At 63.0% G+C, this 25,968-nt stretch carries 18 protein-coding genes; 10 read left to right on the plus strand and 8 right to left on the minus strand.

Annotation, left to right across the window (positions count from 1 at the left end):
• The first annotated feature begins 56 nt into the window (after nt 1–56).
• The 5 genes from EOE18_RS12775 (at nt 57) to EOE18_RS12795 (ending at nt 6,885) form a co-directional block, all read left to right on the plus strand.
• A complete protein-coding gene (locus EOE18_RS12775; RefSeq protein ID WP_246027429.1) occupies nt 57–653 on the plus strand; it encodes an RNA polymerase sigma factor in 597 nt (198 codons plus the stop codon).
• Nucleotides 647–1,588, plus strand: a complete 942-nt coding sequence (locus EOE18_RS12780; RefSeq protein ID WP_127710128.1) for a FecR family protein — start codon at nt 647–649, stop codon at nt 1,586–1,588. Before EOE18_RS12775 ends, EOE18_RS12780 begins: the two co-directional genes overlap by 7 nt.
• A 118-nt stretch (nt 1,589–1,706) precedes the next feature.
• Nucleotides 1,707–4,733 (plus strand): TonB-dependent receptor, encoded by a 3,027-nt coding sequence (locus tag EOE18_RS12785; RefSeq protein ID WP_246027430.1) that lies wholly within the window; start codon nt 1,707–1,709, stop codon nt 4,731–4,733.
• Between the two features lie 120 nt (nt 4,734–4,853).
• Nucleotides 4,854–5,792 carry an alpha/beta hydrolase gene (locus EOE18_RS12790; protein WP_246027431.1) on the plus strand — a complete coding sequence of 313 codons (939 nt, stop codon included), beginning with the start codon at nt 4,854–4,856 and terminating at the stop codon, nt 5,790–5,792.
• 10 nt (nt 5,793–5,802) lie between these two features.
• Nucleotides 5,803–6,885, plus strand: coding sequence for a pectinesterase family protein (locus tag EOE18_RS12795; RefSeq protein ID WP_127710130.1), 1,083 nt, complete (start codon nt 5,803–5,805; stop codon nt 6,883–6,885).
• A 2-nt stretch (nt 6,886–6,887) separates the two neighbouring features.
• Here EOE18_RS12795 and EOE18_RS12800 read toward each other — a convergent pair whose 3' ends face one another.
• Together EOE18_RS12800 and EOE18_RS12805 are read right to left on the minus strand one after the other, a co-directional pair.
• Complete coding sequence (locus EOE18_RS12800; RefSeq protein WP_127710132.1) at nt 6,888–8,228, minus strand: sigma-54-dependent transcriptional regulator; 1,341 nt, start codon at nt 8,226–8,228, stop codon at nt 6,888–6,890.
• The gene (locus tag EOE18_RS12805; protein ID WP_127710134.1) at nt 8,225–9,943 is read right to left on the minus strand and encodes a sensor histidine kinase; all 1,719 of its coding nucleotides are present in this window, start codon (nt 9,941–9,943) and stop codon (nt 8,225–8,227) included. Before EOE18_RS12805 ends, EOE18_RS12800 begins: the two co-directional genes overlap by 4 nt.
• Nucleotides 9,944–10,202: 259 nt before the next feature.
• On the opposite strand from EOE18_RS12805, the gene EOE18_RS12810 reads away from it, so the two are divergent.
• Genes EOE18_RS12810 through EOE18_RS12820 form a run of 3 tightly spaced genes read left to right on the plus strand, consistent with a single transcriptional unit; the run spans nt 10,203 to nt 14,592 of the window.
• Nucleotides 10,203–11,483 (plus strand): dicarboxylate/amino acid:cation symporter, encoded by a 1,281-nt coding sequence (locus EOE18_RS12810; protein WP_127710136.1) that lies wholly within the window; start codon nt 10,203–10,205, stop codon nt 11,481–11,483.
• Between the two features lie 26 nt (nt 11,484–11,509).
• A complete protein-coding gene (locus EOE18_RS12815) occupies nt 11,510–12,958 on the plus strand; it encodes an alginate export family protein (protein WP_127710138.1) in 1,449 nt (482 codons plus the stop codon).
• Between the two features lie 17 nt (nt 12,959–12,975).
• A complete protein-coding gene (locus EOE18_RS12820; protein ID WP_220446009.1) occupies nt 12,976–14,592 on the plus strand; it encodes an NAD-dependent malic enzyme in 1,617 nt (538 codons plus the stop codon).
• Nucleotides 14,593–14,664: 72 nt separating this feature from the next.
• Here the strand turns inward: EOE18_RS12820 and EOE18_RS12825 are convergent, their stop codons facing one another.
• Genes EOE18_RS12825 through EOE18_RS12840 form a run of 4 tightly spaced genes read right to left on the minus strand, consistent with a single transcriptional unit; the run spans nt 14,665 to nt 19,528 of the window.
• On the minus strand, nt 14,665–15,591 hold the full coding sequence (locus tag EOE18_RS12825; protein ID WP_127710142.1) for a Gfo/Idh/MocA family protein: 927 nt from the start codon (nt 15,589–15,591) through the stop codon (nt 14,665–14,667).
• 4 nt (nt 15,592–15,595) lie between these two features.
• Nucleotides 15,596–16,588 carry an AraD1 family protein gene (gene araD1 / locus EOE18_RS12830; RefSeq protein WP_127710144.1) on the minus strand — a complete coding sequence of 331 codons (993 nt, stop codon included), beginning with the start codon at nt 16,586–16,588 and terminating at the stop codon, nt 15,596–15,598.
• A gap of 60 nt (nt 16,589–16,648) precedes the next feature.
• On the minus strand, nt 16,649–18,175 hold the full coding sequence (locus tag EOE18_RS12835) for an aldehyde dehydrogenase (NADP(+)) (RefSeq protein WP_127710146.1): 1,527 nt from the start codon (nt 18,173–18,175) through the stop codon (nt 16,649–16,651).
• A gap of 42 nt (nt 18,176–18,217) precedes the next feature.
• Nucleotides 18,218–19,528, minus strand: a complete 1,311-nt coding sequence (locus tag EOE18_RS12840; RefSeq protein WP_127710148.1) for a sugar MFS transporter — start codon at nt 19,526–19,528, stop codon at nt 18,218–18,220.
• A 164-nt stretch (nt 19,529–19,692) separates the two neighbouring features.
• On the opposite strand from EOE18_RS12840, the gene EOE18_RS12845 reads away from it, so the two are divergent.
• Both EOE18_RS12845 and EOE18_RS12850 read left to right on the plus strand, forming a co-directional pair.
• On the plus strand, nt 19,693–20,841 hold the full coding sequence (locus tag EOE18_RS12845) for an aldose epimerase family protein (RefSeq protein WP_127710150.1): 1,149 nt from the start codon (nt 19,693–19,695) through the stop codon (nt 20,839–20,841).
• 29 nt (nt 20,842–20,870) lie between these two features.
• Complete coding sequence (locus EOE18_RS12850) at nt 20,871–22,667, plus strand: IlvD/Edd family dehydratase (protein ID WP_127710152.1); 1,797 nt, start codon at nt 20,871–20,873, stop codon at nt 22,665–22,667.
• Nucleotides 22,668–22,722: 55 nt separating this feature from the next.
• Here EOE18_RS12850 and EOE18_RS12855 read toward each other — a convergent pair whose 3' ends face one another.
• Together EOE18_RS12855 and EOE18_RS12860 are read right to left on the minus strand one after the other, a co-directional pair.
• Complete coding sequence (locus EOE18_RS12855; RefSeq protein WP_246027432.1) at nt 22,723–23,478, minus strand: FadR/GntR family transcriptional regulator; 756 nt, start codon at nt 23,476–23,478, stop codon at nt 22,723–22,725.
• Between the two features lie 86 nt (nt 23,479–23,564).
• Nucleotides 23,565–25,721, minus strand: a complete 2,157-nt coding sequence (locus tag EOE18_RS12860) for a beta-galactosidase (protein ID WP_246027433.1) — start codon at nt 25,719–25,721, stop codon at nt 23,565–23,567.
• Between the last annotated feature and the right edge of the window lie 247 nt (nt 25,722–25,968).

The following is a 25,968-nucleotide window of genomic DNA, read 5'->3' on the forward strand; positions in this document are numbered from 1 at the left end:
CGATCAAAAGGGAGAATAGCCCCATAAAGGCTCCGGCGAGGAAGTAAGGGGAGGGTGTGACGCAGGGGGATGTAACCGGTGCTTTGGCGCGCAGGCGGATGCTGGCGGCGTGGATGGCGCGAGAAATCGTGCCCCACGAGGCGGGCATGCGTGCCTGGTTGGCGCGGGCGCGGGTTTCGGCAGAGGATATTGATGAGCTGATGCAGGAAGCCTATTGCCAGATCGTCTCGCTGCCCAGCGTGGACCATATTACCGCGCCGCGCGCCTATTTCATGGCCAGCCTGCGCCATTTGATGCTGCGCCGGATCAAACGGGCGCAGGTGGTGGCGCTGGACGCCTTGGGCGAGGTGGAGAATTGGCGCGATGACACGATGGTCTCGCCCGAGGATGCCGCCGGTAGCCGGATCTCCTGCCAGCGGGTGATGGCGATGATTGCCAGTCTGCCCGAACGTTGCCGCCGCGTGGTGGAATTGCGCAAGATCGAGGGCTGGTCGCAAAAGGATATCGCCGCGCATCTGGGCATGAGCGAGAAGGCGGTGGAAAAGCAGGTATGGGTGGGTGTGCGCGCCATCCGCGAGGCCTGGGCCAGCGCCGAGGCGGAAAGCGCCGACCGCATGGAGCGTACGGAAAGCAAGGCGGGGCGCGTATGGTGAGGCCCTCCAGCGAACATGACCGCGACATGGCCGCCCGTTTCGTGGCGCGCATGGATGGCGAGAATTGGGGTGAGGCCGATGAGGCCGAATTGCAGCTCTGGCTGGATGGTAGCCATGGGCGCGAGGGTTTGCTGTTGCAGACCCATGCGGCATGGATCGCCGCCAGTCCTGTGGCCGAAGCGGTGGAGGAGGAGGCGCCCGAACCGGCCTTCTGGAACCGCCGTCGCGTGCTGGGGGCTATGGCGGCCTCGGTGGCGGTGGTGGCGGGCGCGGCCCATTGGATGCAGGCGCGCAGCAGCTTTGCCACTCGTCTGGGGGAAATCCGCCGCGTGCCTTTGGCCGATGGCAGCGTGATGACCATCAATTCCGGTTCGGAACTGACCGTGCGTATGGCCGCCCGCAGCCGCGAGATCGAGATTGCGCAGGGCGAGGCCTGGTTTGACGTGGCCAAGGATGCCTCGCGCCCCTTTGTGGTGAGCGCGGGCAAGGTGCGGGCGCGGGCGGTGGGCACCGCCTTTTCGGTGCGGCGGCGCGAAACCGGCGTGGAAGTGCTGGTGACCGAAGGCGTGGTGGAAAGCTGGGCCGAGGGCAATGAAAGCCTGCGCCTGCGTCTGGTGGCGGGTGAACGCGCGTTGCTCAGCGAACATGCGGTGGTGCATCATGAAAGCGATCGCGCTTCGGCGGTGGATCGTTCGCTGGCGTGGCGCAACGGGATGATCGACCTCAACGGCACCAGCCTGAGCGAGGCGGCGGACGAGTTTAACCGCTATAACCAGCGCCAGATCATCATTGCCGATGCGTCCCTTGCCGATGAGGAGTTTGACGGATTGTTCCGCATCAATGATCCGCAAGGCTTTGCTGAGGCGGTGCAGGTGAGCCTTGGTGTGCAGGTGGATATGCATGATCCGGCCTTTATCCGGCTGATCAAAAAATAATGAACGGAATATGAATTTTTGACGAAGGATTTTTGCGGCCCAGGTCTCTTTATGGGTGCTGACAAAAGCAAGTAACAATATCCGAGATATTCGGGAGGGATGGATCATGTATTCCACAATGCGTGGAGCTATTCTTGCGTCTTCGGCTTTGGTGGCGGTGGTGGCGATGCCAGCACAGGCCGCAGGGCAGGCGCGTCAATTCGCGATTGAAGCGCAATCGGCCACCACGGCGATCGGCGCTTTGGGCCATCAGGCCGATGTGCAGATCATCGCCCCGCGCAAATTCACCCAAAGCGTGCGCACCAATGCCGTGCGCGGCGATATGACGGTGGATGAGGCGCTGGGCCGGATGCTGGCGGGCACCGGATTGGTGGCGCAGCAGATCGGGCCGCATTCCTACGCCATCACCGCGCGCAACCAGACGCCGGTGATCCAGCCCATCCGCGCAGAACCCGCCAGCCATGCCGGTCCCGCGCTGATGACCGGCGCGCATACGGCGCTGGCCGAAGCGCCCGCCATGTTGGCCGAAGCGCCCTCTGCCCCTGCCGAGCCTAGCGCGCAGGATATTGTGGTCAAAGGCTTCCGCCGCACGCTGATGAAGGCGCAGGATATCAAGCGTTCGGCGGTCAATCTGACCGAGAGCATCGTGGCCGAGGATATGGCCAAGATGCCCGATCTCAACCTATCGGAATCGATCCAGCGCCTGCCCGGTGTGGCCATCACCCGCGAAGGCGGCGAAGGGCGCAATATCACCCTGCGCGGCTTCTCGCCCGATTTCACCCGCACCACGCTCAATGGCATGGAAGTGCCCGCCAGTTCGGACGGTCTGGATTCGGGCGGATTTACGCTCAATGCAGGCCGCGCCTTTGACTTCCATGTGTTTGCCTCGGAATTGTTCAACCGCATCGATGTGAACAAGACCCAGCGCGCCTCGATGGAAGAAGGCGGGATTGCCGGTTCGGTCGATCTCTATTCGGCCAAGCCGTTTGACTTCAAAGGCTTCCATTTCGTAGCCAGCGGGCAGGGCGGCTATAACACCATGTCGCGCAAGGTGGACCCGCGCCTGACGTTGATGCTGTCCAACACCTTTGCCGATGATACGATCGGCCTGCTGGTCTCGGCGGCCTATTCCAAGCGCACCGTCTATCAGGAAGGCTTCTCCAGCGTGCGCTGGACCTCGCCCTATGTGAATGGCGATAGCTGGGCCAATAGCAACCCGACGGTGAAGGGTACGCCCGCCAATTGCGGCGCGGCCAATGCGCTCAACTGCCTGTGGGCGCCGCGCCTGCCGCGTGCGGACTTCTTCGGCAATGACCAGAAGCGTCTGGGCGTGACCGGTTCCTTGCAGATCAAGCCCAATGACCGGCTGCAGGTCAGCTTCGATGTGCTTTATTCGCAGCTGGATAATGACCGTTACAGCTACAATTCGATGGAATGGTTGCTGACCCATGGCACGGCGGGCAATTTTGTCGGCCAGACGCCTTTGTCCTTCACCGTGGCGCCCGATGGCAAGCAGTTGATCGCGGCCAGCTTCAACGATGTGACATCATGGTATGAAAGCCGCCACCAGACCTCGGTGTCGAAATTCCAGCAATATGTGGTATCGGGCGATTATCGCATCACCGACAAGCTGAAATTCGACGCCATGGCCGGCACCGCGCGCGACACGGCGGACCGCAACGAGCTGCGCTTCTATGCGCGTTCCTCGCCGCATTTCTATTCCTATGACTATACCGGCAATCAGGACGTGCCGACCATCAGCTATGGCAGCTATAATCCCAATAATACGGCCAATTATATCAACGCCCTGACGGCGGCCAATCGCACCAACAATGTGGTGAAAGAGAATATCACCGCCAAGGCGAACCTGACCTATACGGACAGCAAGTTCAACGCCAAGGTGGGCGCGGTGTTTAACCGCCGCATGGTGCGCTATGCCGAAGGGCAGGGCAATCTGCCCAGCTTCGTGCCCTCGGCCTATATGAAGGCCTTCCCCATTGCCCATTTCGGCGATGGTGTGGTGGCGGGCGGCCTGCCCACCTTTGCGGTGATGGACTTTGACGCCATCGCGCGTTCGGGGCTGATCTCGGGCAGCTATACCAATAATGTGGGTGCAGGCTGGACCGTGATCGAAAAGACCATGGGCACCTATGGCGAGGTGAATGGCGAGTTTGACATCGGCTCGATGGTGCTGCGCGCCAATGCCGGTGCGCGCTATGTGCGCACCACGCTGACCTCGCGCGCGGTGATCGCCGGTTCGCCGGTGGGGGTGGAGCGCTCCTATGGCAATTTCCTGCCTGCGGCCAATCTGGTGCTGAATATCACGCCCGATCTGTTGACGCGCTTTTCCTATGCCCGTTCGATGACGCGTCCGGGCCTGTCCTCGCTCAACATTGCCAGCCCCACCTTTGAATATACCACCCGCACGGTGGGCAATCTGGGCAATCCGGAGCTGAAGCCCTATCAGTCGAATGATTTCGACCTCAATGTCGAATATTACTTCGGCAAGGGCGGGCTGATCGCGCTGGGCGCGTTCAAGAAGGATATTGTCACCTCGCTCACCAATTCGGTGGTGACCAAACCTGTGCCGCAGGAATTCTGGGCCGCGATCTATGCCGATCCGCGTTACAGCGCTTCCTATCAGGCCGATCCGGCCAAGGTGCCCTATACTTTTGCCACCGCGGTCAATGCGCCGGGCGGCAATAGCGTGAAGGGGGTGGAAGTGACGCTCAACGTGCCCTTCACCTTCCTGAAGGGCTGGATGTCCAGCTTTGGCATCGCCTCCAACTACACCCATGTCTCGGCGCGGGATTCCACCGGCCTTTCGCCCAATTCCTACAATTTCACCGGCTATTATGACACCGGTAAACTTGGGGTGCGCGTCTCGGTCAACAAGCGTGACGATTATCTGCTGAGCCAACCGGGCGGCAATGGCCATGTGCAGGAACGCAAATATGGCCCGACGCAGGTGGACTTCTCAGCCTATTACAATCTGACCAAGCGTTTGAGCCTGAATATTCAGGGCATCAACATCACCAACGAGAAAGAGCGCATTTATGGCACCGGCGACGGCACGCAATATCTGACGCGGGAATTTACCAAGACCGGCGCGCAGTGGTTTGTCGGTGCGCGCTATCAATTCTGAACTGTGACCCGAAAGGCCGGATACGACTCCCACACACTCCACTGTCCGGCTATCAGGGGGCCAAAGGTGATGCAAATCACTGGAGGTCCCCTCTTTTTGTGGGCTTGGGAACGACAGGGCATGAGCATGTTTCGCGCGGTTATGGCGGCGGTGCTGGTTATGGCTGGCGGAGTTGCGCAAGCGCATGAGGTGGATGAAAGCTACAGCATCGCCCGCCGCTTCGAACAATATCGCGGCCAGTATCAAGGGCTGAAATGGCCCGCCATGGCGCCGCAGGCGGGGCAGACCATGCTGCTTGACCGAGTGTATAAATCCATCGGCCAACGCGACCTGTTGATCGACATTTTCCGCCCCGCGAAAGCGCGGAGCAAGGGCGTGGGCATCGTGCTGGTGCATGGCGGGGCATGGCGGTCGGGCGCGCGCAGCCATTTCCACCCTTTGGCCAATCTGCTGGCGCAGCGTGGGCTTACCGTGTTCATCCCCCAATATCGCCTCTCGCCAGAGGCGCCCTATCCGGCGGGCGCGCAGGACATTCATGACGCGATGGTCTGGGCCAAGGCGCATAGCGCGGAATACGGGCTAAAGCCGGATCGCATCGCGCTGGGCGGGGCATCATCGGGCGGGCAACTCGCCTCGCTGGTGGCCTATGGTGACGGGCTGTTTGGCGCAGAGGGTCATGCCTACGCCTTGATCGACATGGATGGCGTGCTGGACTTCACCACGCCCGAAGCCTTGCAATACGAGAATGCGGCGGGAGCGTCTTCTTCGGCGGCCAAATGGCTGGGCGGATCGTTTGAACAGGTGCCCGACCGGTGGCGCGAGGCCAGCGCGGCCAGCCATGTCGGCCCGCAATCGCCGCCCACGCTGATTATCAGCAGCGGAAACCCGCGCTTCACCCAAGGCAAGGACAAGGTGCTGGGTGAACTGGCGCGCCACCATATCCCTGCCCGCTACTATGCCTTTGCCAAGGCCCCGCATGACATCTGGTTCTATGATCCCTTCCTGAGCACCACCGCCAACCAGATCGCGCTTTTCCTGCAATCCCTGCCCCAGCGTTGAAAGACTAACCATGCCCCATGCCCTGATCCTTGCCGCCGCTTTGGCCAGCAGCCCCACTCAATATGACGTGCGCCCCATGTGCGGCGCGCAGGCGGCCCCTTGCTATACCAAGCTGCAAGCCGCGCTGGACGCCGCCGCGCGCGACATTAGCGGGCGCTGGATCACCATCCGGCTGGCGGCGGGGGACTATGCGGAAAAGCCGGTGATCACGCGGGGGCGGGTGGCGCTGGTGGGCGCAGGGCGGGCCAAGACGCGGGTGCATTTCGGCGCGGTGGCGCAAACGGCCAAGGATTATCACCGCAATGGCTGGGGCACGCCCGGTTCGGCCACGCTGACGATTGACGCGGATGAAGTGATTCTGCGCGACATGACCATTGAGAACACATTTGACTATCTGGCGCGGGACAGGCTGCCCGTGGGCGATCCGGCGCGCATAGCCAATCCGCAGGCCGCCGCCCTGCTGGTGGATATCCATGCCGACCGCGTGTTGATGCAGCGTGTGGCCATGCTGGGCTATCAGGATACTCTGTTCACCAATGGCGGGCGGGCCTTGGTGCAGGACAGTCTGATCGCGGGCAATATCGACTTCATTTTCGGCAATGGCCAAATGTTGATCGAACATAGCGAGATCCGCAGCCGCCCCCGCGCGCAGCCGCCCGAGGCGGACGGTTTCCAGTCCTTTGTTGCCGCGCCCTCCACGCCTTTGTCGCAAGCTACCGGCATCGTATTCTATGCCTCGCGCCTGACGCGGGAGCAGGGCGTGCCTGATGGCGCCGTGGCTTTGGGGCGGCCATGGCACCCCACCACCCGCTTTGCCGACGGGCGCTATGCCGATCCGGCGGCGGTGGGCATGGCGCTCTATATCCACTGCTTCATGGACCGGCATATCCACCCCGCCCGCTGGACCAGCATGAAGGGCACCTCGCGCGATGGCACGATGGCCACGGTGTTTCGGCCCGAGGATTCGCGCTTTGGCGAGATCGGCTCCACGGGGCCGGGCGCGGGCAGCAAGGGCGTTGCGATTACCTGGCGCGAGACGCGAAATTATGCCCTGATCAAGGCGGAGTTTCTGAAAGGCTGGAGCCTGAAATAGGCTCAGCCCTGTTTCAACCCGTCCTTCACACGGCGCAGGTCAATGCCCAGCTTGCCCACTTTGTAGTAAAAGGTCTTGCGCGGGATACCCAGCTGGGCAATCGCCGCGCCGATCTCGCCGCCTTGCGCGGCGATGGCTTCAAGGATGGCCTCGCGTTCAAACGCGTCCAGCCTTTCGGGCAGGGTGAGGGCAGGGTTTTGCGCGGCAGGCGTGGGGCGAGCGGCGCGGTCTTCGGCCAGACCCAGCACAAAGCTTTCGGCATAATGGGCCAGTTCACGCAGGTTTCCGGGCCAGTGATGGGTCCGCAAGCGGCTTTGCACCGGCGCGGTCAAGGCCGGCGGGGGCAGTTTGCGGCGGCTGGCGGCTTGCTCGACGAAATGGGCGAAGAGCAAAGGCACATCCTCCATCCTTTCGCGCAAAGGCGGCAGGCGCAGGCGTAATCCGCTCAGGCGATAGAACAAAGATGGCAGCATGGCGCTTTCATCCAGCGCCCCTTGCGCCCCGCCGGTGGCGATGATGCGCAGGTCCAAGGGCGCGGCATCGCGCATGGCGGCGGCGCGCAGCACACGCTCCTCCACCACCGGCACCAGACGGGCCTGCAGGCTGCGCGGGGCCAGATCGATATCGTCCAGCAGCAAAGTGCCGCGATGGGCGGCCATCACGCTATGCTGGCCGATGGGGGCAAACAATTGCTCCTCCAGCGCGGGCGGCATGCCGGCGCAGGCCACCGACACCAGCCTTTGCCGCCCCCGCCTTCCGGCGCGGTGGATCATGCGGGCCAGATGCTCCTTGCCGGTGCCGCTTTCCCCTTCGATAAAAATGTCGATATCGGCATCGCCCAGCACGCCGACCATTTGCCGCAGGCGCTGGATTTCCGGTGATTGGCCGATCAACCCGCCTGCCGCCTCGCCATCCTCCAGAGCGGCGCGCAGGCGGCGGTTTTCCATCACCAGCGCGCGGGCGGTGGCGGCGCGCTTGACCGCGGCCACCAAGGCCTGCGGGTCAAACGGCTTGGCCAGAAAATCCCATGCGCCGTTTTTGAGCGCCTCCACCGCCATGGGCACATCGCCATGGCCGGTGATCAGGATGACCGGCAATTGCGGATCGCGCGCCATCCATTGCGCAAAGGCTTCCAGCCCCGACACATGCGGCATACGCACATCGCAGACCACCACGCCTGCCCAATCGGCATCAATGGCCGCCAGCGCTGGCACGGCATGGTCAAAGGGCGTGACCGCAAAACCGGCCAGTTTCAGCAATTGCGCGGTGGAATGGCGCAGGTCCGCATCATCCTCGACCAAGGCTACGGGCAGGGGGGCAACAGGGGGCAGGGTCTCGCTCATGCGCGCAGCATTTCTATCTCGAAAGCCGCGCCTTCCTCCGATGGAACAAGGCGCAAGGCCCCGCCCAGATCCTGCATGATATCCTGTGCGATCACGAGGCCAAGGCCAAGGCCGGAAGGGCGGCTGGTGGTGAAAGGGGTGAACAGGCGCTGCGCCACATCGGGCGCGATGCCGGGCCCATTGTCGGACAGGGTAAGGATGATCCGCTCTTCCGTTTCGCGCAGCGCCAGCGTCAGGCGGGGCTTGGGCAGTCCCTCCATCGCCTCCAGCGCATTTTGCATCAGATTGACCAGCACTTGTTCCAGACGCACATGATGCCCGCGCACTTTGCCGGTAGGAGGTAGCGTGGGGGCGATAAAGGCGACATGGGAAAGGCGCTCTTTGAGCAAGAGGCAGGCGCCTTCCACCACATCACGCAGCGCGGCGGTGTCGCTCTGGTCCGCCCTTGCGCCTCCCTTGCGGGCAAAGCCGCGCAATTCGGCCGTGACCAGCCCGATGCGCGTGGCAAGCCGGTCAATCGCGGCCAGATTGGCTTCCACTTCCGCTTTGTCATCGCGCGCCAGAAAGCTTTGCGCATTCTGGGCATAGTTGCGGATCGCGGCCACCGGCTGGGCGGTTTCATGCGCGACGCTGGCCGCCACTTGCCCCAAAGTGGCCAGACGGTTGGCCTGCCGCAACCCTTCGCGCAGGGTGGAGGCGCGGGTTTCCAGTGCGGCGCGCTCGTCCATCTCGCGGCGCAATTCGGCGGTGCGGATGGCGACGGCTTCCTCCAGCGCGGCGGTCTGTGCGCGGGCAAGGGCGCGGCGGCGGCGCAGGCTGGCCAGCGCGCCCGATAGCACCAGCACCAGCAAGCCCGCCCCCGCTTTCGCCAGACGCACCAGCCCCGCGCTGCCCTGCGGTTGGGGCAGGGCCAGATGCACCCGCCAGCCTGTGCCATCGGCCTGCGTCCCGACCATCACCATTGGCGGCGCGCCTTGCAGGGTGAAGCGACCCTGCTCCACCATGGCAAAGGGGGCGGGGGCCAGCCTGCTGGCGGCGGTGCGGGTCAGGATTGCGCTTTGCCGGGCTGCGGGCAAAGGGCGAGTGGTGGTAAAGCGCCATGCGGGGCGACTGGTGACAAGGATCACCCCATCGGCATCGGTGACGAAAGTTTCACCCCCGGCGCGCCGCCATTGCGCCTCCACCGCGTCAAATTCCAGCTTTACCACCACCACAAAGCCTCGCCCCGTGCGCCGCGCCAGATAGAGGCCGGGGCGGTGGCTGACCGTGCCCAGCGAGAATTGCTCGCCCGCGCCTTTGGTTTGCGCATCGTGGAAATAATCGCGCGGGGTGTAGTCGCGGCCGACGAAACTGTCCGACTTGCGCCAATTGCTGGCGGCAATCGCGCGGCCATCGGGGGCGATCACATAAAGCACCGCCGCGCCCGTCTCCCGCGCCATATGTTCCAGCTTGGCCGACAGGCGGTGGTCATGGCCTTGCGCGCTTGCCGCCACCACATCGCGATCATCGGCCAAGGCCAGCGGCAGCAGGCGATAGCGGGCAATCTCGCTGTCGAGCAGGGCTTGGCGCAGGCGCGCATCGCTGGCGGCTTCGGCCAGCAGGCGCGTTTCCAGACTGCGCTGCATGATCAAACCGCTGCCCCATGCGGCCAGCAGGGCCAGCAGCAGCACGATCAGCAGCGGGGCCCATGGGCGAAGGGAGCGGGCGCGAATCATAACGTAGCCATGTTTAATCGCGCGCCAAGCAATGTGCAAATTTTGACACATTGTGCGCGGAGGAAGGCAAAAATTGACACAGGGTTAACCGCAAAATCACCCGCAAAGCCTTGGAAATCCGCCAATCGCTGTGATTCATACCAAAGCCTTCCCCCGCATTCTCCCTAGGCTAAACCCATGGGCAGAACACGCGCGGCACCAATCGCGCCCCCTGCCATTTTCAACGATGGCCATTCGAGGATGAAAGGCGTTACGACGCATGCATTACGTTGAACAGGATTTCGCGCCCGCACCCAAGGGGCGCTGGTACACCCATCTTTATGTGCAGGTGCTGGCCGCGATTGCTGCCGGTGTCGCGCTGGGCCATTTTGCCCCCGATATGGGCGAGGCGATGAAGCCCTTGGGCGATATTTTCATCAAGCTGGTGAAAATGGTCATCGCTCCGGTGATCTTCCTCACCATCGTCACCGGCATTGCCGGTATGCGCGATCTGGGTTCGGTGGGCCGCGTGGCGGGTAAAGCCTTTGCCTATTTCTTCACCTTCTCCACGCTGGCGCTGATTGTCGGCATGGTGGTGGCCAATGTGGTGCGCCCCGGTGCCGGCCTCAACATCGATCCGGCCACGCTGGATGTTAGCAAGATCAGCAGCTATGCCGAAAAGGCGCATGAAACCACCATCATCGGCTTTATCAACGCCATGGTGCCCGAAACTTATGTCGCCTCGCTGACCGATGGCAACATCCTGCAAGTGCTGGTGGTGGCGATCCTGTTCGGTGTCTCGCTGGCCTCGGTGGGGGAACGTGGCGAGCATCTGCTGTCTCTACTGGAAGATGTGTCGGTCGCTTTCTTCAAGCTGGTGTCGATTGTGATGAAGGTGGCCCCCATCGGTGCCTTTGGCGCGATGGCGTTCACCATTGGCAAATATGGCCTGCATAGTCTGGCGCATCTGGCCGCGCTGGTGGGGACTTTCTATCTCACCTCGCTGATCTTTGTGCTGGTGGTGTTGGGTCTGGTGGGCAAATTCGCAGGGTTCTCGATTCTGCGCCTGATTGCTTATCTCAAGTCCGAATTGCTGCTGGTGCTGGGTACTTCCTCTTCGGAAAGCGCGCTGCCCGCACTGATCGAGAAGATGGAAAAGGCCGGTTGCCCCAAGGCGGTGGTCGGGCTGGTGGTGCCCACCGGTTACAGCTTCAATCTGGACGGCACCAATATTTACATGACCTTGGCCGCCCTGTTCATCGCACAGGCCTGCAATGTGGACCTGACGCTGGGTCAGCAATTGCTGCTGCTGGGCGTGGCCATGCTCTCGTCCAAGGGCGCGGCGGGTGTGACGGGCGCGGGCTTCATCACGCTGGCGGCGACGCTTTCCATCGTGCCGAGCGTGCCGGTCGCAGGCATGGCGCTGATCCTGGGCATTGACCGTTTCATGAGCGAATGCCGCAGCCTGACCAATTTTGTCGGCAATGCGGTGGCGACCATCGTGGTGGCGCGCTGGGAAGGCAAGCTGGACCGCGAAGCGCTGGACGCGGCGCTCAACTAAAACAAGATTCCAAGAGGACTACTGAAATGACGGCTAATTACGGGCGCCTTCGGGTCGCATCGGGTGCGCTCGCCCTTTTGACGCTGGGTGCTGGAACGGCGCAGGCGGAAACCACCTATCCCACCTCGCTTAATGGCGATGGGGCGGTGTCGGGTGGCTATAACATCTCGCGCTGGGGCGAGGATTGGCGCGCCATGGCCAACAAGGCCAAGCGCAATGATCCGCTCGACCGGCTGAAATTCCTGCCGCTGGACAAGGATGGCGATATTTACGTCACCCTGTCGGGCGAGTTGCGGTTGCGGGTGAACGAGACCACCAACCCCAATCTGCGCGATGCCGAGGCCCAAAGGCAGGATATTGTGCGCGTCACCGGCGGGGCCGACCTGCATCTGGGCGAGCATTTCCGCTTCTATGGCGAATTGGCGCATGGGCGGATCACCGGCATCAATCTGGGCGCGCCTGCGGCCACCTTGCGCAATGACCTGACCGTGCAACAGGCCTTTATGGAGGCCAAGGCCACCGTGCAGCATGTCGATATCGGCCTGCGCTATGGCCGTCAGGAATTTGTCGACGGGCCCAATCTGCTCACCTCGCAGCGGGACAATAACACGATCCATTACACGCTGAACGGGCTGCGTATGTGGGCGCGCGGTTCCAAGGCGCGGATCGACCTGTTTGATTTCAAGCCCACCGCCTATGGCGACCTTGGCCTTGAGGATGATGTCAGCGATCCGGCGCGCCGTTTTTCGGGGGTGACCTTGGGCTTCATCCTGCCCGAAAAACTGTTGGGCGGATCGAAACTGTCGTTTGATCCCTTCTTCTGGCGCCGCCGCAACACGGTGGGCGCATGGGGCGGGCGGGTTGGCCCTGCCACGCGCTATTATCTGGGGGCCAAGCTGGCGGGCGATATTGGCCCTGTCACGCTGGACTGGAGCGCCAACCGCCAATGGGGCAGCTATCGCAACCAGTCGATTGACGCCTGGCAGGTGATGCTGGCGCAGAATATCCGCGTCAGCAAAGGCCCGATGGCGCCGCGCATCGGTTTCCACGCCGATTATGCCAGCGGCGGCGGGGGCTATGGCGATGGTTCGCTGCGCGATGCCTATGCGCCCTTCGGCAACAATATCTATTACAGCTACCAGCTCTATCTGACGCCTTCCAACCTTGTCGCTCTGGCGCCGACGTTCAGCCTGACGCCGGTAAAGCCGGTGAAGTTGCAGGCTGAGTATCAATTCACCTTTCGCGACAACACCTATGACGCGGTCTATCGCGCCAATGGCCAGCCCTTTGCCGGCACGCAGAATTTCCATGCGCGCAAAATCGGCGATGTGGCGCGGCTGCAGGCGATCTGGACCATCAGCCCGCGGGTCAGCATCACTGGCCGCTATGAGCATCTGGCCGCTGGCCCCGCGCTCAAACAGGCCGGTTATCGCTCGTCCGATTTCCTCGCCAGCTGGATCAGCTTGCGCTTCTGACCTTTAAAGGAAACATCTTGTCCGCTGCCCATTATGCCGCCGCCCGCGCCTTGCTGGCCGATCCTTTGACCAACAAGGGCACCGCTTTTAGCGAGGCCGAACGCGACCGTTACCATTTGCACGGTCTGCTGCCGCCCCATGTGGGCACGTTGGAAAGCCAGATTGCGCGGCGGCGGCGGGTGATGGAGGCGATGGGCAGCGATTTCCAGCGCTATGCCTTCCTGCGCGAGTTGCAGGATTCCAACGAGGTGCTGTTCCACGCGCTGGTGCAGAGCGACCTGCCGCGCATGTTGCCTCTGGTCTATACCCCCACCGTGGGCGAGGGTTGCGAGCGGTTCAGCGAGATCTGGCGCCGCCCGCGCGGCCTGTTCCTCAGCTGGCCCAACCGCGACCATATGGCCGATATTCTGGACGATACCGCGTTTGACCGGGTGAAGGTGATCGTCGTCTCCGATGGCGAGCGCATTCTGGGCCTTGGCGATCAGGGGGCGGGCGGCATGGGCATCCCGATCGGCAAGCTGGCGCTTTACACCGCCTGCGCGGGCATCCACCCGTCCGAAGTGTTGCCGATCCTGCTGGACGTGGGCACCGATAATGAAGCGCGGCGCGAAGACCCGCTCTACGTCGGTTGGCGCGCGCCACGGGTGCGCGGGGCCGATTATGACGCCTTTGTCGAGCAATTCGTAACCTTGGTGGCCAAGCGCTTCCCCCATGCCTTGCTGCAATGGGAGGATTTTGCGGGCAAGAATGCCTATGATCTGTTGGGCCGCTATCGCCACCGGCTGTTGTCCTTCAACGATGATATTCAGGGCACGGCGGCCACCACGGTGGGCACTTTGCTGGCCGCAATCCGGCGCAGCGGGGCGGCACTGGCCGATCAACGCGTGGTGCTGTTTGGCGCGGGCGCGGCGGGCAGCGGCGTGGCCGAGATGCTGGTGCAGGCCTTGATGGCCGAGGGCCTCAGCCAGAGCGAGGCCCGCGCCCGCCTGTGGGCGGTGGACCGCGAAGGCCTGATCCTGACCGAGATGGCCCAGCGCCCGGAAGGCCTGCCCCCACAGCAAGTGGCTTTGGCCCGCGCCCGCGAGGGGGGGATGGCGGACAAGATGGATCTGCTGGCCACGGTGCGCCATGTGCGGCCAACGGTGTTGATCGGCGCCTCGGGGCAAAAGGGCGCCTTTGACGAGGCGGTGGTGCGCGCCATGGCCGAACAGGTCGAAAGGCCGGTGATCTTCCCGCTGTCCAACCCGATCTCGCGTGCCGAAGCCCATCCTGCCGATCTGCTGGCATGGAGCGAGGGCCGCGCGATTGTCGGCACCGGCAGCCCGTTTGGCGTGGCGGGCGTCACGCAGGTCAACAATGTCTATATTTTCCCCGGCGTGGGGCTGGGCGCCTTGGCCTGCGGGGCGCGGGAAGTGTCCGATGGCATGTTCATGGCCGCTGCGCGCTGTCTGGGCCAGTTGGGCGGCGATGGAGAAGGCCTGTTGCCGCCGATTGAATCCCTGCGCGATGTGGCCTTGGCGATTGCCATTGCGGTTGCTGATCAGGCGCAAAGCGAAGGCTTGGCCATGGCGCGCCCCGAGCATTATACGCCCGAAGCCATCGCTGCGCGCATGTGGCAGCCCAATTACCGGTAACACAAAAACGGGGGCGGCCTACGAAAAGGCCACCCCCGCTTCTGCTACAACCGCCCTTGCGGAACGGTAATCTTAATCCTCGAAGGCCTCCACGCTGATGCGGGTGCCGCGCAGATTGGCGTCCGCCACATGGCGCAGAGGGGCCACATCCACATCGCTTTGCCCTGCGGCCACCAGCGAGGCGAAATGGGCATAGAGGCCGGCATATTCCACATCGCCATCGCTATGCGTTGAATCGGGCAGGAACAGGTCCGCCCCGCCGCGCGCCAGACGCAGGGTGCCCGCATCGGTTTCCACGATAATGTCCCAGCTTTGCGGGCCGGTCTGGCGCCAGTCCAGATCCATGGTGATCGGCGTGCCTGCGCCATCGGTGAAGGTCAGGTCCGCCGCAATCGGTGCCGCGCGGTTGGCGGGAACGCTGAGCGTGGCGGCCGTCAGGAAGAAGGGGCGCGGCAGGATATGGGTGGCGATGGAAAGGGCATTGATGCCCGGATCGAACACGCCCAAGCCTTCCGGCTCCCAGATCCATGCTTGGCCCGGATGCCACACGCGCACGTCCTCGCGCCAGATGATCTGCACCTTGCGGATATCGCGCTCGGTCAGCCAAGCGCGGGCAGGAGCCACCCCAGCGGCAAAGCGCGAATGCCACGAGGCAAACAAAGTGACGCGATGTTCATCGGCCAGCGCGCGCAGGGCTTCCACTTCGGACAGGGTAGCGCCGGGCGGCTTTTCCAGAAACACATGGCAACCGCGCAGCAAAGCCTTGGCGGCCAGTTCATAGCGCACCTGCGGCGGGGTGCAGAGCGCGATGGCGTCCACCTTCACATCGCTGGCGAAGAGCTCGTCCAGCGAGGCGAAGCTGGGTACGCCCTCGATCTGCGGATCATGGCGGCTGACGGCGGCCACCAGCGTGAAAGCGGGATTGCCCGCGATGGAGGGCAGGTGCTGGTCGCGGGCAATCTTGCCCACGCCAACAATGGCCAGACGGATCGGGGCCATGGTCTTACAGCACCTTCACCGCTACGTCCTGCGCGGCGGCGCGGGCGAGCGGGTTACGCAGGGGAAGGGCAAAAGGCGCGGCGCTGATTTCGAACACGTCGCCCTCGGCGGTTTGCACATTGTCGCTGAAGGACAGGGTGGCGGTGCCGAAGAAATGGACATGCACATCGCCCGCGCGGCGGAACAGATCATATTTGAAATGATGGTGTTCCAGATTGGCGATGGAATGCGACATATTGGCCTCGCCCGACAGGAAGGGCTTTTCCCAAACCACCTCGCCCGCACGGCGGATCAGGCTGGTGCCGCGAATATCGGCAGGAACCTCGCCGATCAGCAATTCGGCGCCAAGGGAAGCCACGCGCAGCTTGGAATGGGCCAGCCACAGGTAGTTATGACGCTCGGTCACATGGTCGGAAAATTCATTGGCCAGCGCGATGCCAAGGCGGAAGGGCGTGCCATCCGCGCCGATCAGATAGATACCGGCCAGTTCGGGCTCCTCGCCGCCATCCTGCGCAAAGGCGGGCATGGTCAGCGCCGCTTCTGGGCCGACCAGTTGCGAGCCATCGCCCTTGTAGAACCATTCGGGCTGCTGGCCGACTTGCCCTGCTGCGGGCTTGCCGCCTTCCACGCCTTCCAGGAACATGCGCATGGAATCGGTCAGCTTTTCGCCAGCGGCTGCGGCGGCATGCATTTTGTTTCGGCCTTCTGCCGAACCCAGATGCGTCAGGCCCGTGCCGGTCATCTGCAAATGGGCCGGGTCGGCATGGTCAATCGGGGCCAGCAGGCGGCCAGCGGCCAGTTCGGCGGCAATGTCGACCACCGCGCCGCGACCAGCGATCTCGGCCTGCGCGGCAAGGCTGTTGCCAGCGGCAATCGCGGCATGGGCCAGTTCGAGCGTGGTGGTTACGCCGTTCAGGAAAAAGGCTTGATCGCCATCGGCAAGGATCAGCGAGCGGGCGCCATCATCGGCGCGATGTTGCAACAGGCGAAGAGCCATGGAAGTCGTCTCCGAAATCCCCCGCCGCTGGTGTGGCGGCGGGGGCAATGGTGAGGTGGATTAGAGCGTCAGCACGCCATCGATCAGGCGCGGTGCGCCATCGCCACGCGCGCTATCGCGCAGGGCGGCAGGCAGCAGATTGTCCGACAGGTTCTGATAGCAGACCGGACGCAGGAAGCGGTCGATGGCCATGCTGCCCACCGAAGTGCCGCGCGGATCGGTGGTGGCGGGGAAGGGGCCGCCGTGGACCATGGCGTGGCACACTTCGACGCCCGTGGGCCAGCCATTGGCGAGGATACGGCCAACCTTGCGCTCCAGAATCGGCAGAACGCTGGCGGCCAGCGCCTCGTCGGCATCGTCCATATGCAGCGTGGCGGTCAGCTGGCCTTCCAGACCCTTCAGCACAGCGGCAAGTTCGGCCGCATCGGCGCAGCGCACCAGAATGGAGCTGGCGCCGAACACTTCATGGCCGAGGTTGGGGTTGGCAAGGAAAGCTGCAGCCGTGGTCTGGAAGAACACCGCGCCGCCCTGCGAGCCTTCACCGCTTTCGCCAGCGGCCAAGACTTCCACGCCTTCCTGCTCGGCCAGCAGGGCGGTGCCCTTGCGATAGGCCTCGCAAATGCCCTTGGTCAGCATGGTCTGGGCAGGAGCTGCCGCAACGCCAGCCTTGGCGGCTTCGACAAAGGCGTCCAGACCTTCGCCCTCAATCGCCAGCAGCAGGCCGGGGTTGGTGCAGAACTGGCCCGCGCCCATGGTGAGCGAACCGGCAAAGCCCGTGCCCAGCGCCGCGCCGCGCGCCTTGAGCGCTTCAGGCAGCAGCAGGACAGGATTGATGGCGGAGAGTTCGGCATAGACCGGGACCGGAACCGGACGGGCAGCGGCCAGAGCGGCCAGCGCCAGACCGCCTGCGCGCGAGCCGGTGAAGCCTACCGCCGTAATGCGCGGATCTTGCACCAGCGCCGCGCCCAATTCGTTGGACGGGCCGGTCAAATGGCCGAACACGCCAGCGGGCAGACCGCAAGCGGCCACCGCCTTGGCAATGGCCGAGGCGACCAGACCGCCGGTGATCGGATGGGCGGGATGGCCCTTGACCACCACGGGGCAACCGGCGGCCAGCGCCGAGGCGGTGTCGCCGCCTGCGGTGGAGAAGGCCAGCGGGAAGTTGGATGCGCCAAACACGGCAACCGGACCGACAGGGATCATGCGCAGGCGCAGATCAGGGCGCGGCAAAGGCGCGCGATCGGGCAGGGCGGGGTCGATGCGGATGCCCTGCCATGCGCCAGCGCGCACCACAGAGGCAAACAGGCGCAGCTGGCCCATGGTGCGGCCACGTTCGCCTTCCAGACGGGCGCGCGGCAGGCCGCTCTCGCTCATTGCAGCCACGATCAGATCATCGCCCAAAGCCAGAATTTCATCGGCAATGGTTTCAAGGAAAGTGGCGCGGGCCTCGTTGCTGATGGCGCGATAGGCGTCAAAGGCTTCGTCGGCGGCGGCGCAAAGTGCGGCTACATCGGCCGGACCATGCACGGCAAAGGGCTCGCCCTGCGGCTCGCCGGTCACGGCGTTGATCGAGTGGAACTGGGTCACTTGGGGTCTCCGTGGGTTTTGGTCAGGCGCTGTGGCAGCGCTTTATCCATCAATGGTCGGATCGGGCAGCACATCGGTGGGGCGCGAACCCCACAGGGCGTAAAACAGCACGTAAAGCTCGCAAGCGGCCGTCAGCAGGAAGGAGTTCTGCAAACCGTAATGGTCGGCCAGCCAGCCCTGCACCACCACCAGCGCGCCACCGGCAATCGCCATGATCAACAGGCCCGAGCCTTCTTCCGTCAGCGGGCCAAGGCCCTTGATGCCCAGCGTGAAAATGGTGGGGAACATGATCGAATGGAACAGGCCCACCGAAATCAGCGACCACATGGCCAAGGGACCAGAGGTGAAGGTGGTGATCAGCATCACCACAAAGGCACCGGCAGAGAAAGCGGCCAGCACTTTGCCCGCATCCACCTTTTGCATGATGGCCGAACCGGCAAAGCGGCCCACCATCATCCCGCCCCACAGGAAGGAGAGATAGCGACCGGCTTCTTCGGGCGTCAGTTCGGGGGCGATATTGGGCTGGGTGACGAAATTGACGAACAGGTTGGCCACGCCGATTTCGGCGATCAGATAGATGAAAATGGCCGGAACGCCGAAAACCAGATTGCGATGCTTCCAGAGCGAATGGCTCTTGCGTTCCTCTGCCGCCAGACGGTTGTTGGCGCTGCTCATCGCGGGCAGGGGGAAGCGGATGAACACCAGAGCCAGCACCACCAGCACGCCCGCCACCAGCGCATAGGGCAGGATCACCGAATGGGCGTCGGCCATACGTTCGGCCTGCGTCAACACCGTGCCGGTGGCCGCCGTGCCGCCCTTGGACCGGCCAAGGATCAGATAGGCGCCAAACATCGGCGCCAGCATCGTGCCCGCCGAATTGAGCGCCTGCACCAGATTGAGGCGCGAGGAAGCCGTTTCCGGCTTGCCCACCACCGCTACATAGGGATTGGCCGCGACCTGCAATTGGGTGATGCCGCAAGCGATGACAAACAGCATCGCCAGCGTCACGCCATAGGAGGGGATCGAGGCAGCCAGCATCATGCCCCCAGCACCGCCCGCCATGATCAGCAGGCCCACCACGATCGCCAGCTTATAGCCCACTTTCTCGATCACCTTGGCCGCCGGAATCGAGGCGACGAAATAGGCGATGAACCATACCGATTCGATCAAGGTGGTCTGGGTATAGTTCAGTTCGAACACCGAGCGCAGATGCGGCAGCAACGTGTTGTTGATGACTGTGATAAAGCCCCACATGAAGAACAGCGTCGCCAGCAGCGACAGGGCGGGGCCATAGCGGGAGGGGCCATGAGAAGGGTCGGCTTGAACCTGGGCGGTGGAAACGGGCGGCGCCATAATGTCCTCTCGAAACAGATGTGCCGGACGCATGTGGCATACCGGCTTGCACTCTCATTATTTGTCGGACTATATGGGGCGCGTGTCTGCGTCAATGGGCAAGCTGTAACACGGCGGCGGAATCTGGCGCGAAGTTGGGAGAGTAAGGCGTGAAAAAGGCCGGAATGACAAAGGTTTCACTACTGGTTACCGCATTGGGTTTTGGCCTTGGCCTTGCCGGTGTCGCGCAGGCTGCCAGCGCCGATCAGGCCGTGGCGGGCAAATTGAACGATGGCACGCCGGTTCCGGTGATCACGCTGAAGGGCAAGAATGGCGTTTCGGCCAAGATTCTGGCCTATGGTGCGACTTTGCAGTCTTTTGTCGGGCCCGATGCCAAGGGCCGTCTGGCCGATGTGGCGCTGGGCTATGACGATCTGGATTCCTATATCCATCACCCCAACTATTTCGGCGCCACGATTGGCCGCTATGCCAACCGCATTGCCGGTGGCCGCTTCACGCTGGATGGCCAGACCTATCAATTGCCGCAGAATGACGGGCCCAACAGCCTGCATGGCGGCGGCAAGGGTTTTGACAAAGTCTTGTGGAAAGTGGTCAAGGTCGAATCCGGCCCCGTGGCCAAGCTGGTGCTGACCCATAGCAGCCCCGACGGCGATCTGGGCTATCCCGGCAATTTGCAGGCCAGCGTCACCTACACGCTGGATGACAAAGGTAATCTGGGCATTACGTTTGAAGCCAGCACCGACAAGCCGACCATCATCAACATGACCAACCACGCGCTGTTCAACGTGGCGGGCGAAGGCGCCAAGGGCGGCGCGATGGACAATGTGCTGACCATTCCCGCCAGCACCTATACGCCGGTCGATGCCAAGCTGATCCCCACCGGCGAATTGCGCAAGGTGGCGGGCACGGTGTTTGACTTCCGCAAGGCTCGCCGCATTGCCGATGGATTGCGCGACGGGCACGACCAGCAGATCATCTATGGCCGCGGCTATGATCATAATTTCGCCATCGACAAAGGCCTGACGCCCGACATGAAGCTGGTGGCGCGTCTGGCCGATCCGGCTTCGGGCCGCGTGCTGGAAGTTTTGTCCACCCAGCCGGGCGTGCAATTCTATTCGGGCAATTTCCTTGATGGCACTCTGGTGGGCAAGGGCGGTCACCTTTATCGCATGGGTGACGGCATCGCGCTGGAGCCGCAGAAATTCCCCGACGCGCCCAACCAGAGCGCCTTCCTTTCCACCCGTCTCGATCCGGGCAAACCCTATCGCCACACGATGATCTATCGTCTGACCACCAACGCCGCTTCGCGCTGAACGCCAGCTATTGAAAGAACGAGAGTAGCATGACTGAAAAATCCACGTCCAAGCTGCGCAGCCGCGCATGGTTCGACAATCCCGAAAACATCGACATGACCGCGCTCTATCTGGAGCGTTACCTCAACTTTGGCCTCAGCCTTGAGGAATTGCGCAGCGGCAAGCCGATCATCGGCATCGCCCAGACCGGCAGCGATCTTTCGCCCTGCAACCGCCACCATCTGGTGCTGGCCGAGCGTATGCGCGAAGGCATCCGCGAAATGGGCGGCATCGCGCTGGAATTTCCGGTGCATCCCATTCAGGAAACCGGCAAGCGCCCCACCGCCGGCCTTGACCGCAATCTGGCCTATCTGGGTCTGGTCGAAGCCATGTATGGCTATCCGCTCGATGGCGTGATCCTGACCACCGGTTGCGACAAGACCACGCCCGCGCTGTTGATGGCGGCGGCCACGGTGAATATTCCCGCGATTGCCCTGTCGGTCGGCCCGATGCTGAACGGTTGGCACAAGGGTGAGCGCACCGGCAGCGGCACCATCGTGTGGAAGGCGCGCCAGATGCTGGCCGCTGGCCAGATCGACGATGATGGCTTCATCAAGCTGGTGGCTTCCAGCGCGCCCAGCACCGGCTATTGCAACACGATGGGCACGGCCACCACGATGAACAGCCTTGCCGAGGCTCTGGGCATGATGCTGCCCGGTTCGGCCGCCATCCCCGCGCCCTATCGCGACCGTCAGGAATGCGCATACCTCACCGGCAAGCGCATTGTGCAGATGGTGCATGAGGACTTGAAGCCCTCCGACATTCTGACGCTGGATGCGTTCCACAATGCCATTGCGGTCAATTCCGCGATTGGCGGTTCGACCAATGCCCCGATCCATCTCGCCGCGATTGCCCGCCATGTGGGCGTCGATCTGCCGCTGAAGGATTGGCAGGATGTGGGCCACAAGATCCCGCTGCTGGTGAACCTGCAGCCCGCTGGCGAATATCTGGGCGAGGATTATTACCGCGCCGGTGGCGTGCCCGCCGTGGTGGCGCAATTGATGGGTCAGGGCCTGATCCGCGAGAATGCGCTGACCGTCAATGGCAAGACCATGGGCGACAATTGCCGCACCGCCACGATCGAGGATGAAAAGGTGATCCGTCCCTTCACCACCCCGATTCTGGAAGATGCCGGTTTCCTTGTGCTGACGGGCAATCTGTTTGACGCCGCCATCATGAAGACCAGCGTGATTTCGGAAGAATTCCGCAACCGTTACCTGTCCAACCCCGATGATCCCGAAGCCTTTGAAGGCCCCGCCGTGGTGTTTGACGGCCCCGAGGATTACCACCACCGCATCGACGATCCGGCGGTGGGCATCACGCCCGAAACGCTGATGTTTATGCGCGGCGCTGGCCCGATCGGCTATCCGGGCGCGGCAGAAGTCGTCAACATGCGTCCGCCAGCTTATCTGATTACCGAAGGCGTTTCGGCGCTGCCCTGCATCGGTGACGGGCGCCAGTCGGGCACCAGCGGTTCGCCTTCCATCCTCAACGCCTCGCCCGAAGCGGCGGCCAATGGTGGTCTGGCCCTGCTGCAAACCGGCGACCGCGTGCGGATCGACCTGCGCAAGGGCACAGTCAACGTGTTGATCTCGGATGAGGAATTGGCCGAGCGTCGTAAGGCTTTGATCGATGCGGGCGGCTATGCCTATCCGGCCAGCCAGACGCCTTGGCAGGAAATCCAGCGTTCGGTGGTGGGCCAGCTCAACACCGGCGCCATTCTGGAAGGCGCGGAAAAATATCAGCGCATCGCCCAGACCAAGGGGCTGCCCAGAGACAATCACTAAGGATCATACGAAAAGGGGCGGTGTAAAAACCGCCCCTTTTTGTGTTCTCAATGGCTTAATTCTGAGCCATTTCCTTGCGCGTATCCTCCAGCGCCAGATCAACCAGCACGCGCATCGCTGCTGCTGCGGCCTCGCCATCGCCCGAGGCAATTGCCTCATAGACCTTCACATGATCGGGCAACGGATTGCGCGGTAGGGCGCGGGCGCGCTGCTTATATTGCGTGGTCCAGTTGACCGCCGCGCCAATGCTGGCCGATAGCGTGGTCAGCGCGTCATTGCGGGTGGCGCGCAGGATGGCATCGTGGAAATCGCGGTCCGCCGCGCGGCCAGCCTCTGTGGCCAGCGAATGGCGGCGCATGCCCGCGAGCGCTTCCTTCATCGCGCGCAAATCCTCGCGGTCATGGCGTTCGGCGGCAAAGCGGGCGGCGGCGGGCTCCACCACGGCGCGCAGCTCGAAAATGCCGCGCACGAAATTCTCGTCCGGCTCGCCCGCAAAGGCCCATGCCAGCACATCGGGGTCGAGCAGGTTCCAGCGGTTGCGCGGCAAAACCCGCGTCCCCGCCTTGGGACGGCTTTCCACCAGACCCTTGGCCGCCAACACCTGCATCGCCTCGCGAAAGGCGCCGCGCGATACGTCCAGCGCCTCGGAAAATTCCACCTCGCTCGATAGCACCGTGCCGGGGGGGTAAACGCCCGAAACAATATCCGTGCCCAGCTTATGCGCGATGGCGCCATGCAGGCGGCGGCCTGTGCCACGGCGGGTGCGCGTGGGGGCGGGGTTGTCGTCTTCGGGCGGGGGGGACTGGTCCAAGATCATCCTCTGTTGTCGGGCTCGCTTGCGGTCTAGCCGCAAGCGCCCCTTTGTTCGAGTGAATTATGCAAGGTGGGGGCAGCAGGTCAACGCTTGCCCGCATCCTCCTCCAGAATGGCCACACCCCATGCGCTCAGTTCCACCGCGCCGCCGCTGGTGATTTTCGCGCCGGACAGCAATTCCTGCGCCGGTTGGGGCGCGGTGTAGCGGGCGGGATTGGCGGAGAAATTGAGCACATAGCGGACATTATGCCCGTTCTTCAGCACGCCTTTGCGCAGCACCAGCGGGAAGCGGGCTGCTTCACCATCCGAGGCACCGGCCAGCGCGACCTCTTGTTGCAACAGCGAGGCCAGACCTTCATCGCTGGGCATGAAGCCGACATAGGTCACCTCGCCCTTGCCATAGTGGTTGCGGGTGATGGCGGCATAGGCGGGCCACGAAGGATGCTGGTAACGCGCCACCACCTGCGCGGTGGTCGGCTCCAGAAATTCCATCCACCACCGGACAGTGTTGGCCTTCTCGCCCACTTTCAGCGGATCACCGGCGAGGCTGACGCCCTGCGGCGCGGCGAACTGGCTGTATCGCACACCGGCAGCTTCCGCGATGCGGCCCGGTTGGTCGGCATAGCGGACCTTCACATTTTCATCGGAAAAGCCGCTTTTGAAGCTGTAGAGCAAATGGCCGCCCGATTTGGCATAGGCGTTCAGGCGGTCAATCTCGGCATCGCTGGCGGCATAAAGCGCGGGGACGATCACCAGCTTGTAGCGGTCTAGCGGGGTGGGCGTGTCGGGGGTGATGAAATCCACCTCGACATTCTGGCGATAGAGCGCGTCATAATAGCCGCGCATTACGTCATTATAGGCCACCTGCTTGCCATCGGCGGTGGGCTTGAAGGAATCAAAGCCGGTCAGCGCCGTGTTGCTGACATAGATCGCCACCTTGTTCTGCTTGGTCAGATTGGCCAGTTTGGGGCCAAGGCGGGCCAGATCCGCGCCGATTGTGGCGGCTTCCTTATAGGTGGCATTGGGCTTGAAGTCTTGGCTCAGCAGCCCGCGCCAATAGGTTTCGATCGCATTGGCGGTGGTGCCCCAATGCCAATATTCCAGCATATTGGCGCCATTGGCCAGATGGCTGAACGCTTGCAGGCGCAATTGGCCGGGATAGGGGGTCCATTCGGGGAACCCTTGCGCGGTGGTTTCGATCACCAGATAATTCTGGCCATGCTTGATCGAGCGCGCCAGGTCGCCGCCCAGCGCGATTTCGGTGCCGGTCAGATTGCTTTGGCCGGGGTGGTAAATGTCTATCCCCGCCACATCCAGCGCCTTGGCCGCCTGCCAATGGTTTACGTCGGCCTGCACGCCATAGGAATAGCCGCGCCAGTCGAGATCGAAATTCTGCGTCAGGAACTGGTTCGGCTTGGCATGGGCGCGCACCAAGGCCGCCTGCCAGCCCAGATAGTCGGTGACCAGCCCGCGCTGGAACTGCGCAAAGGCGGCGGACAGGCTGGCGTTGATCGAGCCATTGACGTTGGGAAAGTCTTCCCAGCGGTTGATCCGGTTGCTCCAGTAATTGAGTCCAAAGGCTTTATTGAGAGCGTCAAGGTCGCCGTTGAAGCGCTGTTTCATATGTTCGACAAATGCAGCCTGCACATTGGGGCCGCTGGTGCCATAGGCCTTGGTCTCGTTATCGAGCTGATAGCCGATGACGGCGGGATTGTCCTTCACATGGTCGACCAGAGCGACAATCGCACGCTCGGCGGCCTTGCGGAATTCGGGGCTGGTGATGTCCATGTTCTGGCGGCGGCCATAGCTATAGGGGCCTTGCGCGGTGATCGCCAGAACATCGGGGTGCTGCTTGGCCAGCCATGTGGGCACGGCATAGGTTGGCGTGCCGATGATGACCTTGATCCCCGCCTTGCCCATCGCGGCCAGAACGCGGTCAATATGGTGGAAAACAAACACACCGGGGGCGGTTTCCATCGTGCCCCATGTCGATTCTGCAATGCGCACCACGGTGATATTGGCCGCCTTCATCAGGCGCACATCCTCATCCAACCGGTCGGTGGGGGCATATTCGTCATAATAGGCCGCGCCGAACAGGATCTGGTCGGGCCACTGGTTCGCGGGCGTTGCTGTGGCGGGTTTGGCCGCTGCCATGGCGGGCGAGGGTAGGGCGCAGGCGGGAAGGGCCAAGGCCAGCGCGCCAAAGCTGGCCATTTTCTGGAAATTCGGGGCGAATCGCATCAATTTCATCCTCTATCCCGCCGTTTGGTGGCTCTATTTGATGGAGTAATGCCAACGGAGCCTCATGGCAAGGTGAGCGAGAGGCACGGCGGGCCAAGCTTTTGATCTTGATCAAGAAACCTATGAAAAGGTTGAAAATGGGCTTGGGGGGCTGCCCGAAATCCGTGGCTTCTCTGCAACACAGTGCCGCATAATGACCATTGGAAGGGGTGTTTTGTAAGACATACTGACAGCGCAGTCTTGACAA

It is taken from the genome of Novosphingobium umbonatum (assembly GCF_004005905.1).
GTDB classification, from domain to species: domain Bacteria; phylum Pseudomonadota; class Alphaproteobacteria; order Sphingomonadales; family Sphingomonadaceae; genus Novosphingobium; species Novosphingobium umbonatum.

What these genes read in the sequence shown, in the direction of transcription:
- EOE18_RS12850 (WP_127710152.1), top strand. Translation starts at nt 20,871, where the DNA reads ATGACTGAAAAATCCACGTCCAAGCTGCGCAGCCGCGCATGGTTCGAC.
- EOE18_RS12790 (WP_246027431.1), top strand. Translation starts at nt 4,854, where the DNA reads ATGAGCATGTTTCGCGCGGTTATGGCGGCGGTGCTGGTTATGGCTGGC.
- EOE18_RS12845 (WP_127710150.1), top strand. Translation starts at nt 19,693, where the DNA reads ATGACAAAGGTTTCACTACTGGTTACCGCATTGGGTTTTGGCCTTGGC.
- EOE18_RS12800 (WP_127710132.1), bottom strand. Translation starts at nt 8,228, where the DNA reads ATGAGCGAGACCCTGCCCCCTGTTGCCCCCCTGCCCGTAGCCTTGGTC.
- EOE18_RS12785 (WP_246027430.1), top strand. Translation starts at nt 1,707, where the DNA reads ATGCGTGGAGCTATTCTTGCGTCTTCGGCTTTGGTGGCGGTGGTGGCG.
- EOE18_RS12860 (WP_246027433.1), bottom strand. Translation starts at nt 25,721, where the DNA reads ATGCGATTCGCCCCGAATTTCCAGAAAATGGCCAGCTTTGGCGCGCTG.
- araD1 (WP_127710144.1), bottom strand. Translation starts at nt 16,588, where the DNA reads ATGGCTCTTCGCCTGTTGCAACATCGCGCCGATGATGGCGCCCGCTCG.
- EOE18_RS12780 (WP_127710128.1), top strand. Translation starts at nt 647, where the DNA reads ATGGTGAGGCCCTCCAGCGAACATGACCGCGACATGGCCGCCCGTTTC.
- EOE18_RS12815 (WP_127710138.1), top strand. Translation starts at nt 11,510, where the DNA reads ATGACGGCTAATTACGGGCGCCTTCGGGTCGCATCGGGTGCGCTCGCC.
- EOE18_RS12825 (WP_127710142.1), bottom strand. Translation starts at nt 15,591, where the DNA reads ATGGCCCCGATCCGTCTGGCCATTGTTGGCGTGGGCAAGATTGCCCGC.
- EOE18_RS12805 (WP_127710134.1), bottom strand. Translation starts at nt 9,943, where the DNA reads ATGATTCGCGCCCGCTCCCTTCGCCCATGGGCCCCGCTGCTGATCGTG.
- EOE18_RS12810 (WP_127710136.1), top strand. Translation starts at nt 10,203, where the DNA reads ATGCATTACGTTGAACAGGATTTCGCGCCCGCACCCAAGGGGCGCTGG.
- EOE18_RS12795 (WP_127710130.1), top strand. Translation starts at nt 5,803, where the DNA reads ATGCCCCATGCCCTGATCCTTGCCGCCGCTTTGGCCAGCAGCCCCACT.
- EOE18_RS12840 (WP_127710148.1), bottom strand. Translation starts at nt 19,528, where the DNA reads ATGGCGCCGCCCGTTTCCACCGCCCAGGTTCAAGCCGACCCTTCTCAT.